The 14,258-nt window shown below is 69.8% G+C and carries 9 protein-coding genes; 4 read left to right on the top strand and 5 right to left on the bottom strand.

Features of this window, described 5'->3' with window-relative positions; translation table 11 throughout:
* Positions 1-12: 12 nt before the first annotated feature.
* The 4 genes from AC07U4_RS10880 to AC07U4_RS10865 form a co-directional block, all read right to left on the bottom strand.
* Positions 13-855 carry an HpcH/HpaI aldolase/citrate lyase family protein gene (locus AC07U4_RS10880; RefSeq protein WP_495195413.1) on the bottom strand — a complete coding sequence of 281 codons (843 nt, stop codon included), beginning with the start codon at positions 853-855 and terminating at the stop codon, positions 13-15.
* A 22-nt stretch (positions 856-877) separates the two neighbouring features.
* Complete coding sequence (gene mprF / locus AC07U4_RS10875; RefSeq protein WP_495189853.1) at positions 878-3,436, bottom strand: bifunctional lysylphosphatidylglycerol flippase/synthetase MprF; 2,559 nt, start codon at positions 3,434-3,436, stop codon at positions 878-880.
* Entirely contained in the window at positions 3,433-3,864 is a 432-nt protein-coding gene (locus tag AC07U4_RS10870) for a DUF2147 domain-containing protein (protein WP_052075819.1), read from the bottom strand. Before AC07U4_RS10870 ends, mprF begins: the two co-directional genes overlap by 4 nt.
* A gap of 69 nt (positions 3,865-3,933) precedes the next feature.
* On the bottom strand, positions 3,934-4,704 hold the full coding sequence (locus AC07U4_RS10865) for an AcvB/VirJ family lysyl-phosphatidylglycerol hydrolase (RefSeq protein WP_495195412.1): 771 nt from the start codon (positions 4,702-4,704) through the stop codon (positions 3,934-3,936).
* 88 nt (positions 4,705-4,792) lie between these two features.
* Between AC07U4_RS10865 and AC07U4_RS10860 the strand changes: the two genes are divergently transcribed.
* The 4 genes from AC07U4_RS10860 (at position 4,793) to AC07U4_RS10845 (ending at position 10,568) form a co-directional block, all read left to right on the top strand.
* Positions 4,793-5,647: a glycoside hydrolase family 16 protein gene (locus tag AC07U4_RS10860; RefSeq protein WP_495195411.1), complete on the top strand. Its 855-nt coding sequence runs from the start codon at positions 4,793-4,795 to the stop codon at positions 5,645-5,647.
* 37 nt (positions 5,648-5,684) lie between these two features.
* Positions 5,685-6,425, top strand: coding sequence for a hypothetical protein (locus tag AC07U4_RS10855; protein ID WP_495195410.1), 741 nt, complete (start codon positions 5,685-5,687; stop codon positions 6,423-6,425).
* A 77-nt stretch (positions 6,426-6,502) separates the two neighbouring features.
* On the top strand, positions 6,503-8,080 hold the full coding sequence (locus AC07U4_RS10850; protein WP_495195409.1) for an alkaline phosphatase D family protein: 1,578 nt from the start codon (positions 6,503-6,505) through the stop codon (positions 8,078-8,080).
* 70 nt (positions 8,081-8,150) lie between these two features.
* Positions 8,151-10,568 carry a TonB-dependent receptor gene (locus AC07U4_RS10845; protein WP_495195408.1) on the top strand — a complete coding sequence of 806 codons (2,418 nt, stop codon included), beginning with the start codon at positions 8,151-8,153 and terminating at the stop codon, positions 10,566-10,568.
* Positions 10,569-10,868: 300 nt separating this feature from the next.
* Here the strand turns inward: AC07U4_RS10845 and AC07U4_RS10840 are convergent, their stop codons facing one another.
* A complete protein-coding gene (locus AC07U4_RS10840) occupies positions 10,869-14,096 on the bottom strand; it encodes a glycoside hydrolase family 2 TIM barrel-domain containing protein (protein ID WP_495195407.1) in 3,228 nt (1,075 codons plus the stop codon).
* Positions 14,097-14,258 lie beyond the last annotated feature (162 nt).

Genomic DNA, 14,258 nt, shown 5'->3' with positions numbered 1-14,258 from the left:
CCGCGGGGCGGATCACCCCGCCAGCGCCAATATCCGCTCCGCCTCGGCGAGGTGGAGGCGTTCGACCATTGCGCCGTCGAGCCGGATCGCGCCACGGCCCGCTGCGTCGGGCGCGGCGAAGGCGGTGACGACGGCCCGCGCCCAGGCCAGTTGCTCGGCGCTGGGGCCGAAGGCGGCGTTGGCGGCGTCGATCTGGGCGGGGTGGATCAGCGTCTTGCCGTCGAAGCCTAGCATCGCGCCCTGCGCGCATTCGACGGCGAGCCGGTCGGGGTCGCCGATCGCGTTGCAGACGCCGTCGAGCGCGACCAGCCCCGCCGCGCGCGCCGCGATCACCAGCTGCGTCAGCGCCGGCAGCAGCGGCGTGCGGTCGGCGTCGGGGCGACAGCGCATCTCCTTGGCGAGATCGTTGGTGCCGGCGATCAGCAGCGCGGTGCCCGTCGTCGCTGCTGCCGCCGCGATCTCGGGCAGGCGCAGGATCGCGCCGCACGTCTCGATCATCGCCCAGATCGGCGGCCCGTCGGCGCCGAGCGCGGCCCGCACCGCGACCAGGTCGGCGGCGCTCGCCACCTTGGGCACGACCACCGCCGCAACGCCGCGCACCGCGGCGGCATCGTCCTGCCCCCAAGGCGTGTCGAACGCGTTGATCCGCACGGCGCACGGCCGCGCCCCGAACCCTGCCGCCGCGGCGACCGCGGCCGCCCGCGCGTCCGCCTTCGCCTCGGGCGCCACCGCATCCTCGAGGTCGAGGATCACCGCGTCGCAGGCGAGCCCCTGCGCCTTGGCGATCGCTCGGGGATTGGAGGCCGGCATGAACAGCACGCTGCGATGGCGGGTGGCGGGATGGTGGTCGCTCATGGCACCCACCCTAACCCGGCGATCAGGCGCTCACCAGCCGCGCGAGATCGATCAGCGCGCGCGGCATCGCCGCTCCGGTGGGCGTGGCGACGTAGCGCGACACCCAGACGGGGCCGAACTTGGCCTTGAACGCGCGCAGCCCGGCGAAGCCGTAGAGCCGCTCGCCATTGGCGAACAATGCATGGCCGAGCCGCGCCCATACCGGCGCCAGCCGTCCGCTCGGCATGCCCGACAGCGGCGCCATGCCGAGGTTGAAGCGGTCATATCCCTCGCTCCGCGCCCATTCGATCAGCCGCACCAGCATCATCTCCATCGTGCCATAAGGCGCGTCGGGATGGTGGCGCATCAGGTCGACCGACGCTTCGTCGCCGTCGCCCGAGACCCAGATGTTGGCGAAGGCGACGATCCGCCCCTCGACCCGCACCAGCGCGATCGGAAAGCGCGTCAGATAGGCGGCATCGAACGCCCCGAGGCTGAACCGTTTCTCGCGCCCCGCCTTGGCGGCGAGCCAAGCCGCGGAGACTTCGCCCAACTCGGCCATCAGCCCCGGCACCGCGCTCGCCGGTTCGACTGAGAACACCCCGCCCGCCGCCTCGGTCCGCCGCACCGCGTGGCGCAACGGCTTGCCGCGCGGACCGGCGGTGGTGAAGTCGGCGAGCACGACATGCGCCTCCTCGCCATATTTGATCGCCTGCAACCCCAGTTCGACGAACAGCGGCAGCATCCGCTCGCTCGCCTGATAGAAGCACAATCGCCCGGCGCGCGCGTCGCAGGCGCGGCGGATGCTCCAGACCAGTTCGCTCCACGCCGCCGCCGGGCCGACCGGGTCGCCCATCACCACCCAGCTGCGCCCCTGCACGCGGTACATCAGGAAGGCGTCGCCGGCGGCGGAGACGATGAAGCTCTTGTCGCCGGTGAAGGCGAGCGCGGCGTCGGTGCGCGGGCAATGCGCCAGCGCCGCCGCCAGCACCGGCTCGGGCGGCAGGGCGTCGGGCATCGTCCGCGTCCGGCTGGCGGTGAGCAATTGCCACGCCGATACCGCGGTGAGCAGCACGCCCGCGGCGAAACTGGCGCGCAGGAAGCGCGGCGCATTGGCGTCGAGCGCGAACCGCCACCACAATTCGTCGCTGTACGGCGTGCGCTTGTAGGCGAAGAAGCCCGCCCAGATGCTGAGCCCCAGCGCCGCGGCGGCGGCGACCAGCCAAGGCCAGCGCGGCCGGTCGGTGAGGATGCCGCCCTCGCGATAGAAGCTCGCCTTGCAATATTGCAGCACCCCGGCGACGACCAGCTGGAGCGATGCCTCCTCGTAATCGAGGCCCTTGAGCAGCGAGAAGATCGCGCCACCGACGAGCAGGATGCGCGCCGCCGCCCAGCCCGAGCGCAGCCGCGCGGTGAGCGCCGGCGCGACGAGCAGCATCGCGGTGCCGATCAGGCTGCCCGCCATGTGCGACCCCTCGATGAACGGCAGCGGCACCAGATCGGTCAACTCGGTCAGCCGCCCCTTCACCCCCGGCAGCGCGCCCGAGACGAGCAGCACGAAGCCGGCGACGAAGACCAGCACGGTGACCGCGCTCGGCGCCAGCAACTGCCCGGCGCGATCGACATAGGAGAGGCCGCGACGGATCGGATGGCGCAGCCGCCAACCCTCGCTTGCGGCGATGCCGATCGCGGCGACGAGCAGCGGCAGCAGATAATAGATCAGCCGGTAGAGCAGCAGCGCGGCAAACAGCGTCGGGCGGTCGCCGGGTACCGTCGCCAGCACCACCGTCTCGAACACCCCCAGGCCGCCGGGGACGTGGAGCAGCAGCGCGACGACCACAGCGACGGCATAAGCGACGACGAAGCCGGGAAAGGCGCCGGGCGCGGTGCCCGGCACCAGCACGAAGAGCGCGGCCGAGGCCATGGTGAGATCGGCGAGCGAGAGGCCGGCGAGCGCGCCCATCTGGCGCAGACTGGGCAGCGCGATGCCGAACCGCGCCGGGCCGAGCGTCGTCGCGCCGCGCAGCCGCAGCACCGGCAGCACCGCGAGCAAGGCGAGCAACAGGACGCCCAGTCCCTGCGCAGCGACCGGCGACAGCGTCACCGGACCGAGGACGATGCCGTCGCCGATGATCAGCCCGATCCCCGCCGCCCCGGCGACGCCCGCCCAGAAGGCGATCGCGCAGATGCCGGCGACCTGCGCGATCTCGCCGAACGCGAGTCCGGCGGCGCCATAGAGGCGTAGCCGCGCCGAGCCGCCGGTGATCAGCGACAGGCCGAGATTGTGGCTGAGCGTATAGGAGGTGAACGATCCCGCCGCGGCGACCCGCCACGGCAGCGGGCGGCCGATCGCGCGCAGCGCCACCCAGTCGAGACCGGTGAGCAGCAGATAGCTGGCGGTGGTGAGCGCGAGGCTGGCGGCGATCCGCACGTCGGGGATCGCCGCCAGCGCCTTGCGCACGTCGCTGAGATGCACCTCGCGCAGTACCAGCCGCAAGGCGGCGAAGCCGATGCCCGCGACGAGCAGCACCGCGGCGACCGTCAGGCTGCGGCGGTGATGCTGCGCGAGCGCCATCACCGCATCCAGACGGCCGGTCGTCACGCCACCCGATGCCAGGTCTGCGACTTGCACAGGAAGGTGCCGACGACGCAGCCGGTGATGGTCAGCGTCGCGGGCGAGCTCTGGTGGATGCGCGAGGAGAAGGTGCGGCCCATGTCGGGCACGAACACCTTGCCCTCCCAGGCGCCCGATTTGTTGCGGCGATAGCCGCGCAGCAATTGCGTGCCGACGAGGTCGGGCAGGCCGGCGCCGCGCGCCTCGGCGCGTGCCTGCGGGCTGGCCCAGACGATCTGGCCGCACAGCGCGCCGTCGGCGCAACGCCCGGTCTGCACCGCCAGCGTGCCGCGTGGATTGGCCCAGCGGCCGATCACCGCCGGCGCCCCCGGACGCAAATTGGCCTGCGCCGCCGACGCCCCCGCCGCGACCGCCAGCATCCCCGCCACGACCGTCGTGATTCGTGCCATCGTCATGATCGTATCCCCCACCATCATACGATCATAGACGGCACGCACGCCCCGGAACCGCAGCACCATCGCGAATCAACGCGCGAATGCGTCGGGCGCGGCGTGGCGGATCGCCGCGAGGATGTGCGCGAACAGGCCGGCGCGGTCGTCGTTGAGGAAATGGCCGCCGGGCATCGCCACCACCGTCGCCTGCCCAGCCCGCCCCGCCCGGCGCCCTGCCAAAAGGTCCGGGCAGGCGCTGTCGACCTCCGCCGCGCCGTAGATGCAGGTAAGGTGCGTCCAGCCGAGCCGGGCGAGCGTCGTGCGGCTCTCGCTGTCGGGGGTGCCGCGATAGACGAGGCCGGACGGGTCGGCGCGGAAGAACACGGTCTCGCCGGGCACCACAAGCACCACGCCGGCGACGTGGCTGCGCAGCGCCACCGGCAGATCGGCGAGCCCGGTCTGCAAGACGTCGGCGCCATACGATTGGCCGATCAGCATCAGTCGCGCCGCGCCGGTCCGCGCCAGCGCGGCGCGTACGCCGTCGGCGACGATCCGGTCGACCTCCGCCCGCGTCCGGCGCAGGCCGAACAGGGCCGGCGAACTCAGGGCGACGACCGGGAACCCCTGCCCGGCCAAAGCGCGTACGGTATGCGGATTGGGGCCGTAGCGCAGCCCCATGTCGCCCGACACGTAGAGCACGCCGATCGGCCGCGCGATCCCCTGCGGGCCGAACAGATGCGCGGCATCGCGGTCGAAGAAGCCGGCGCTGGCGGCGATCCCGGCGAGGAGCGCGAGCACGCCGCCGGCGATACCGGCGATCCAGGCGAGCCGCCACCGCAGCGATCGGAAGCGTTGCGATGCCATCCCGCCGTCCTGCACGCCTCCCGCTGTCCCGGCGATGGCGCGGTCATGAACTTTTCGTCACCTGATGCGGCAAGAGACTGATAGGCTGATGAAAGATCTGGATATCGAGGGTGCTGCCATGTCGCCGATCCTGCTGCCTATGTTGCTCGCCGCGCAGGCGGCCATCGCCCCGCCGGCGACGCTCGGCGCGACCGACCAGCGCGTCGACCGGCCGATCGCAGCCCCCGCGCGCGCACCCGACGTCGCCGACGAATTCGACGGTCCGCGCATCGATCTGACCCTGTGGCGGTTCGACATGGCCCAGAACAAGACGGGCTGGTTTAACCACGAGAAGCAATATTACGACCCCGCCAACGCCCGCATCCGCGACGGCGCGCTGGTGATCGAGGCGCGCGCCGAGCGGGCGACCGCACCCGACAGCGGCGGCCAGGCCTATACCTCGGCCAAGCTCGTCAGCCGCCGCGCCTTCGGCTATGGATTCTACGAAATCCGCGCACGCCTGCCCTGCGGCCGGGGGACGTGGCCGGCGATCTGGCTGCTGCCGTCGTCGGGGCGGTGGCCGGCGGCGGGCGAGATCGACGTGATGGAGATGGTCGGCTGGGACCCGAACGTCGTCCATGCGACGGTGCACAGCGCGGCCTACAATCACGTCAAGGGCACGCAGCGCGGCGCGCAGGTGACCGTGCCGACCGCCTGCACCGCTTATCATCGCTACCAGCTCGACTGGCGGCGCGATGCGATCCTGATCGGCGTCGACGGCCGCGCCTATATGCGCGTCGCCAACGATCGCCCCGGCGGTGCGGCGGCATGGCCGTTCACCCGGCCGTATCAGCTGATCCTCAACCTCGCGATCGGCGGCGACTGGGGCGGCGTGAAGGGCGTGGACGATGCCGCGCTGCCGCAGCGGATGGCGGTGGACTATGTGCGTTTCTGGGCGCGGTGATAGCGGCTAGAACGACGGTGATGGAGGCAGTTACCCGATGAAACAGACATGGATCGCGGCGGCATCGTGGTGCGCGCCGCTGCTGCTCGCCGGCTGCGGCAGCGCCGATGGCCGGACCGAACGGGCCGCGGGTGATGGCGTCGCCGCGACGACCGCCCCTGCGTCGCGACCGGCCGCCGCCGCGCCGGTCGCCGCGACGACGCCGCGCCGTACCCGCCCGCTGTCCTGCGCCGCCGAGATCGGCGCCGCCGCGGCCGCCCGCCGCGTCGCGATCTGCCGCAACGTCTCGCCGGCGACGCATCCGCCGTGCAACGCCGTCAACAGCTGCGCGCTGATCGACGACGAGATCGCGCGCAGTTGCGCGCTGTTCGATGGCAAGGGCGCGCCGATGCCGGGCTGTACGCCGCCGCCCAAGAGCGCCGCCGCCGCGGCGGCGGTGGTGCAGCGTTATTACGCCGCGCTCAACGCCGGCGACTATGGCACCGCCTGGCAGCAATGGGGCGACGACGGCCGCCCCGGCCAGACCTACGCCGCTTTCGCGAGCGGCTTCGCGCATACCCGCACGACGCGGGTGACGATCGGCACGCTGCCGCCGGGCGACGCCGGGGCGGGATCGCTCTACCAGCCGGTACCGGTCACCATCGACGCGACGCTCGACGATGGCCGTCACCAGCGCTTCCGCGGCCGCTATGTCGTGCGCCGCGTCAACGACGTCGACGGCGCCAGCCCCGGCCAGTTGCGCTGGCACATCGATTCGGCGCAGCTCAAGCCGGGCTGAGCCGCGCCGGGCGTCATCACGCTGTCATCATCGCCGCGCAACGCGGGACGATAGCGCGGCGATGCGGGACCTTATCCATGGTTGAGACGAGCAAGACCGCGCCGGTGCTAAGCCGGCGCGCGCTGATCGGCGGCTCCGCCGCGCTGCTGACGGTGGCGGCGCGCGGGGCGGAGCGGCTGCCCGCCGGAGTGTTCGCGCTCGGCGTCGCCTCGGGCGATCCCTTGCCTGATTCGGTGATCCTGTGGACGCGGCTGGCGCCGCAGCCGCTCGACGCGGCGGGCGGCATGCCGCCGCTCGCGGTGCCGGTGCGCTGGCAGGTCGCGACCGACGAAGGCTTCACGCGGATCGTGCGCACGGGGGAGGCGCGCGCCGAGCCGCGCTGGGGGCATAGCGTCCACGTCGACGTGCGCGGGCTGCGCCCGGCCAGCCGCTATTTCTACCGCTTCCTCGCCGGCGGCGAGACGAGCCCGGTCGGGCGGACGCGCACCGCACCGGCGGCGGGGGCGCCGGTCGAGCGGCTCCGGCTCGCCTACGGATCGTGCCAGAAATACGAATCGGGCTTCTACGCCGCCTATCGCCATCTGGTCGCCGACGACCCGGATTTCGTGCTGTTCCTCGGCGACTACATCTACGAAGGCGCACCGACCACCAAGGATGCGGTGCGCCTGCACCAGAATCCGGAGCCCAGGGACCTCGCCGGCTATCGCGTCCGCTACGCGACCTACAAAAGCGATCCGCTGCTGCAGGCGGCGCATCACGCCGCGCCGTGGGTGCTGACCTGGGACGATCACGAGGTCGCCAACGATTATGCGGATGCGCTCGACCAGAACAACACCGACCCCGCCGCCTTCCTGCTGCGCCGCGCCGCCGCCTATCAGGCGTGGTACGAGCATCAGCCGGTCCGCGCCGCGCCGCCGCTGGGACCGGCGATGCGCATCTACCACACGCTCGACTGGGGCCGGCTGGCGCAATTCCAGATCGTCGACGATCGCCAGTATCGCGGCGCCCGCGCCTGCCAGCCGCCGGGGCTGGTCGCGGCGCACGCCCGCTATCGCACGCTGATCGAGCCCTGCCCCGATCTCTATGCCACCGACCGCACGATGCTCGGCGACGCGCAGGAAGCCTGGCTGATGCAGGCGCTAGGCGACAGCCGCGCGCAATGGAATCTGCTCGCGCAGCAGACGCTGATGCACCAGCAGGGCCGCATCGACGCCGACCATCCCGAGCGCGGCGTGCAATATTCGGCGGACAATTGGTCGGGCTATCCCGCCGCGCGCGATCGCATCTACCGCCGCTGGGTCGAGGCGCGCACGTCGAACCCGGTGGCGCTCGGCGGCGACATCCACGCCTTCGCTGCCGCCGACGTCCACGATCCCGCGCAGCCCGATGCGGCGCCGATCGCGGCGGAGTTCGTCGGCGGATCGATCACCTCGCTGTTCCACGACGCCAGCTTCAAGCAGCAGGCGGCGGCGAACGGCCTCGTCTTCGCCGAGAACGAGGTGCGCGGCTATGGCCTCGTCGACCTGTCCGCGAAGGAGGGGCGCGTCACCTTCCGCGGGCTGGACGACGCGCGCGATCCGCAATCGGGCATCCGCGACCTCGTCCGCTTCGCGCTCGAACCCGGCCGCCCCGGCATCCGCGACCAGCGCAGTTGATGTCCGGATTGTAACAGCGACGTAACGGATCGTGGCTAGCCCAGCCGGATAAGATCACGGGGGTTCAGCAATGACGATCGAACGCAAGGCGACGCTTCGTCGCCGGATGACGCTTGCCTGGCTGGCGAGCTCGGCGCTGTTGGCCGCCGTGCCGGCGCTCGCGCAGACCGCGACGGCCGACAATCCCGGCACCCCCGACGCCGCCGCGGTGGAGGAGGGCGAGGATCGCGAGATCACCGTCGTCGCACGCAAGACCAGCGAGAATGCGCAGCGCGTGCCGATCCCGATCACCGTCATCGGCGCCGCGACGCTGACGCGGCAGAACCTCACAAATTTCACCAACTTCCAGTTCAAGCTGCCCGCCTTCTCGGTCTATCTGACCAATCCGAAGCAGCTCAACCTCGGCATCCGCGGCATCGGCAACAACGGCTTCAACACCGATGGCATCGACGGGTCGGTCGGCGTGTTCGTCGACGGCGTCTACACCGGCCGCCAGGGCATGGTGTCGAACGATTTCAACGACCTCGCCGACGTCGAGGTGCTGCGCGGGCCGCAGGGAACGCTGTTCGGCAAGAACACCACCGCCGGCGCGGTGCTGATCAACACGCTGAAACCCAGCTTCACGTCCGGCGGCACCGCCGAGGCGAGCACCGGCAATTTCGGCTTCACCGAGGTAAAGGGCAGCGTCACCGGCCCGTTGATCGCCGACAAGCTCGCGATCCGCCTGTCGAGCTTCTACAGCAACCGCGACGGCACCTATAAGAACCTCTTCAACAACCAATATCAGAATGCGCGCCAGGGCATCGGGGTGCGCGGCCAATTGCTCGCGACGCCGACCGACGATCTCGCCATCCGGCTGATCGGCACGCACGCGCGCCAGTTCTTCCCGACGATCTCGCCGGTGATCCTGTCGGTCTACAATCCGGCGGCGTTGCAGGCGCGGATGGCGGCGGCGGGCTATCCGCTGCTGACCAGCAACGCGCGCGACCGCTACGTCAATATCGACGGCCGGCTCGATGCGCGCACCAGCCTCGACAGCGCGAGCGGCCAGATCGACTGGTCGCCCGCCGATCTCGGCACCTTCACGTCGATCACCGGCTGGCAGCGGTGGAGCTGCTTCACCAACAACGACAATGATTACACGCAGCTCGACGCGATCAGCGACTATGGCTCCTGCAACGTCGAGAAGCAGGTGTCGCAGGAGCTGCGCTGGGCGACGCCGCGCGACCGGCCGATCGAGGCGACCTTCGGCGGCTTCCTCAGCCGCCAGCGGCTGCAGGTCGATTCGCGGGTCCGCTTCGGCCGGCAGTACAATATCTGGGCGGCCAATCCCTCGGCCAGTGCCTTCCCCACGGTCGGCGGGCGCAACTGGGCACAGGGCGCCTATGCCGCGCGCGTCGCCGGCTTCGGCATCCGCAGCCAGGCGATCTTCCACACCGATACCGACGCGCTGTTCGGCAACGTCACCTGGCATCCCGAGGCATCGCGCCGGCTGGCGATCGATGCCGGCCTGCGCCAGACGTGGGAGCGACGCAGCCAGTTGTACGACGGTGTCGTCGCGTCCAATCCCGGCGCGCTCAACGCCGCGCAGATCGCCGTCCTGTCCGCCGCGGGTGCCAATGCGCAGCTCGGCCATGTCGACACCAGCCTGAAGGACAGCGCGCTATCGGGCGAGATCGGCGCCAATTACCGCGTGACGCCCGACGTGTTCGTCTACGGCAAATATGCGCGCGGCAACAAATCGGCCGGCTTCAACCTGTTGCCATTCAACGCTGGTCCCGACCTGCCGCCCGGCACCGGCCAGACGGTGAAGGGCGAGACCGCCGACAATTTCGAGGCGGGGATCAAATCGACCTTCCTCGACCACCGCATCCTGTTCAACCTCACCGCTTTCCACACCAAGGTGCGCAACTATCAGGCGAACCAGTCGGTCGGCGTCGGCAATACCGCGCTCAAATTCCTCGCCAACGTCGGCTCGCTGACCTCGCGCGGCATCGAGCTCGAGAATGAGACGTGGCTGGTGCCGGGCCTGCATACCAAGGGGTTCATCGCCTATGACAAGGCGACCTATTCCTCCTTCCCCAATTCGGTCTGTCCGGGGCAGGTGACCGACCGGGTGACCTGCGACCTGACCGGGCGGCAGGTGGCATGGGCGCCGGCATGGACCAGCGATCTCACCGTCGACTATACGCAGCGGCTCGACGCCACGACCAAGGCCTATGGGCTGATCGACGTCAACTGGCGCTCGAAGCAGAATACCACGATCACGCTCGATCCCTCGGCGGAAATTCCCGCCTATGCGCTGGCCAGCGCGCGCGTCGGCGTGCTGCTCGACAACGAGCGGCTCGAGATGCAGCTCTGGGTCGAGAATCTGTTCGACAAGGCCTATTTCATCAACCTGCTCGGCTACACCAAGTCGACCGGCATCATTCAGGGCTATCCCGGCAATCCGCGCACCTATGGCGGCACGGTGCGCGTGCGCTTCTGAAGGGGCGCACCGGGCGACCGCATAAGGTCGCGGCAGGGAGGCTCGCACGGCTTCCCCATCAGACCCGGCACCCCTTATTCGTTGGAGACCTCTGCGAAAGTCGCCCAGTGCTCCTGCGAAAGCAGGAGCCCAGGAGTACCGAACGCCATACGGCGTTGTCTTGCTTGGCTCTGGGCTCCTGCGTTCGCAGGAGCATTGCGTTGATTTGAGCGATGGGACTTTCGCAGAGGTTTCGACTCACTCCGGGGTGCACCGGGCTGCGAAGGTACGGCGTCCTCGCACGCTGCACCCCCCGCCGCGTCAGTCGTTGCCCGTCGCGGTCGCCGGGCGCACTTTGTCCGGGGTCGTTCCCTCGCCGGTGAAGGGCGCGAGGCGGAAGGCGACGCGGGTCGGCGCCACCGGTACGCGATAGTGCGGCAACGGCTTGCCGAACTCGCTCCATTGCGTGTCGCCCCCGACCCCCCATTGCGCCGCGTCGACCAGCAAGGTCACCTGCCCGTGCGGCACGACGTCGGTCGACTTCCACGTGCCGGGTTCATGCCGGTCGAGATCGGCATAAGGAAAGGCGAGCGCGTTCATCATCAGCGGCGTCGCGCCCTGCACGCGCAGCCCGCGCCCCGCCCCAGACAATTCCATCCAGCGCACGTCGACCTTGTTGCCGGTTTCCTGCGGGCGGATGTAATCGTGGTTCTGCGCGGCGATCGCGCCGCGCCACAGGCCGATCGGCGCCGAGGTCTTGCGGTCGACATAGCTTTCATGCGGCCCGCGGCCATACCATTCGACCGTCGTGATATCGGTCGGTAGCGCGAAGGCGAGACCGACGCGGAACGGCGAGGGCAATTTGGTCTTCACAGGGGTCAGCGCGCCCTGCACCTCGACCGTACCGTCACCCGCCATCGTATAGATGGTGGTGAAGGTCGCATCACCATCGCCGAGCGCATAGTCGACGGTGACGCTCGCGCCCGCGTCGGTCTTCGCCTGACGCACCGCGGTGACGCGGCGCGTGTCGCTCATCGTCTTCCAGACCTTAAGCTGCTCGGCGGTGCCGATGCCGAGATCGTTGTCGGTGACCGCCCGCCAGAAATGCGGCGCGCCGCCCGCGGCAAGCTCGCGCCCGTCCGCGGCGTAGCGGCGCACCAGACCGGTCGCGCGATCGATCTCGAGGCTCGCCCCGGCCGCCGCCAGCGCGATCGCGCCGCCCGACTGGCGCACGTCGACCTTGCCCGCAGCCGGCGGCGTGCCGAACGACGCGGCGCCGCCGAGCGCGAATTGCTCGAAGCCGAGCGTCGTGCCGCCCGCCACCGCGGGGATCGCATTGGCCTTGGCGCGGACCCGCACCGTCACGAAATATTCGGCATCCGGCTTGCGCGTCCAGCTCGCCACCGGCAGCGTCAGCGAACCGGCGGCACGCGGCCCGACGCTTTGCGGCGGCAGCGCCCCCTGCGCGACGACGACGCCGTTCTCGGCCAGCTCCCAGTCGAAATCGAAGCCAGACAGGTCGCGGAAGTCGTGGCGGTTGCGCACGGTGACGCGCCCGCTCGCCGGGTCGAAGCCGTCGAACTGCACCGGTGCATAGACCTTGCGCAGCTCGAACAATTGCGGGTTCGGCGTGCGGTCCGATTGCAACAGGCCGTCGCCGAACTCGATATCGCCACCCGGATTAGGGCCGTATTCGCCGCCGTCGCCCCAATAGCGCCGCCCGTCCTTGGTGTAGCGGTACATCGACTGGTCGACCCAGTCCCAGGCGAAGCCACCCTGCAACTTGTCGGGATGGGCGTAGATCGTGTCCCAATATTCTTTCAGGTTGCCGCCCGAATTGCCCATCATATGCGCATATTCGCACTGGATCATCGGCTGTTTGAAATTCCAGTTGGCGGCGTAATCGGCCATCCGCACCGCCGGGTCGTACATCGGCGCATAGATGTCGGCGAAATCGTTGGGGCGGTGATCGTGAATGCCACCGAACGTCCCCCAGCCGAGATAGGAGATCAGCCGGCCCGGATCGCGCGCCCGCGCCGCCTCGGCGGCGGCACGGAAATTTGGGCCGATCCCCGCCTCGTTGCCGAGCGACCAGAAGATCACGGACGGGTGGTTCTTGTCGCGCTCGACCATATTGGCGACGCGGCTGACATGCGCGTCCTTCCACGCCGGATCGAAGCCGATCTGATATTTCGACCGCTCGTCGGGAACGCGATTGGCGTAATCCATATAGGCGTGGCTCTCGATATTCGCCTCGTCCATGACGTACAGGCCGTAGCGGTCGGCGAGATCGTAGAGATACGGGTCGTTGGGATAATGCGAGGTGCGGATCGCATTGACGTTGTTCCGCTTCATCAGCTGGATATCGCGCTCCATCGAGGCGCGGCTGACGACGTGGAAGGTCTCGGGATCGTGTTCGTGGCGGTTGACGCCGCGGATCGTGATCGGCTTGCCGTTGACGGTGACCTGCCCGTTGCGGATCGCGACGGTGCGGAAGCCGATCGCGCGGGCGGTCGATTGCAGCACCGTGCCGCGTGCGTCGACCAGTTCCGTGACGAGCATGTAGAGATCGGGCGTTTCGGCGGTCCACGGCTTCACCGCCGGCACGTCGGCGCTCAGCGTCAGCTTGCGCTCCGCGGCGGCGGCCGCGACGGGCTGCGTCCGGGTGAGCACCTGCCGCGCGCCGTCGAGCAGCACCAGCCGCACGCTCGCGGCGCTGCCCGGCGTCACCGCGACGTCGACCGCGAGCCGGCCGTCACGATAGGCCGCGTCGAGCCCGGCATGGACGAAGACGTCGCGCACCCGCACCTTGGGCGCCGCCATCAGATAGACCGAGCGCTCGATCCCCGACACGCGCCAGAAATCCTGATCCTCCAGATAGCTGCCGTCCGACCAGCGGAAGATCTGGATCGCGACGGTGTTCCTGCCCGGCTTGACCCATCTGGTCACGTCAAACTCGCTCGGCAGCTTGCTGTCCTCGGAATAGCCGACCTTCTCGCCGTTGACCCAGACGTAATAGGCCGAGCCTGCCGCGCCGATATGGAGGATGACGTCCTGCCCGCTCCAGTTCGCCGGGACGGTGACGTCGCGGCGATAGGAGCCGACCGGATTGGTGGCATGCGGGATCAGCGGCCGGTTGGCGGGGAAGGGATAAGTGATGTTGTTGTAGCGCGGCTGGTCGAAGCCCTGCGTCTGCCAGTCGGCGGGCACCTTGATCTGCTTCCACGTCGACACGTCATAGTCGGGCCGCTCGAACCCGGCCGGCAGCCGGTCGGCATCGGGGGAGAAAGCGAAGCTCCAGGTGCCGTCGAGCGAGACATGGCGCGCGGACGCCGCCTCGTCGCCGGCGAGCGCCTTCGCCCGGCTCTCGAACGGGAAGCCGGTGGCGCTGGCGGGCAGCTTGCCGCGGGCGAACACCGCGGGATTCTCCCAATCGGGGCGGGACGGGTCGACCTGTACCGGCTGCACCTGCGGCGCGCCGTCCTGTGCCAGCGCGGCGCTCGCCACGACACTGCCGATGATTCCCGCCCACAGCCACGCGTGTCGCATGTTTCCGCTCCCTGTATTTGCTTTGTTGTTGTCAGACATATCGGCTTATTCGGGCGGCGCAAGGCCAACGTATACGGTGGCAGGCCGTCCTGCCCGGCGCTTCGGGTGCAGCCGCGTTGACGCACAAAATCACCATCTCTAGTCTGACAAATCATAGACCGG

It is taken from the genome of Sphingomonas sp. GW821-FHT02B09, assembly GCF_059421875.1.
The sequence above is the reverse complement of the archived record's forward strand: the minus strand, read 5'-3'. Positions and strand labels throughout refer to the sequence as shown.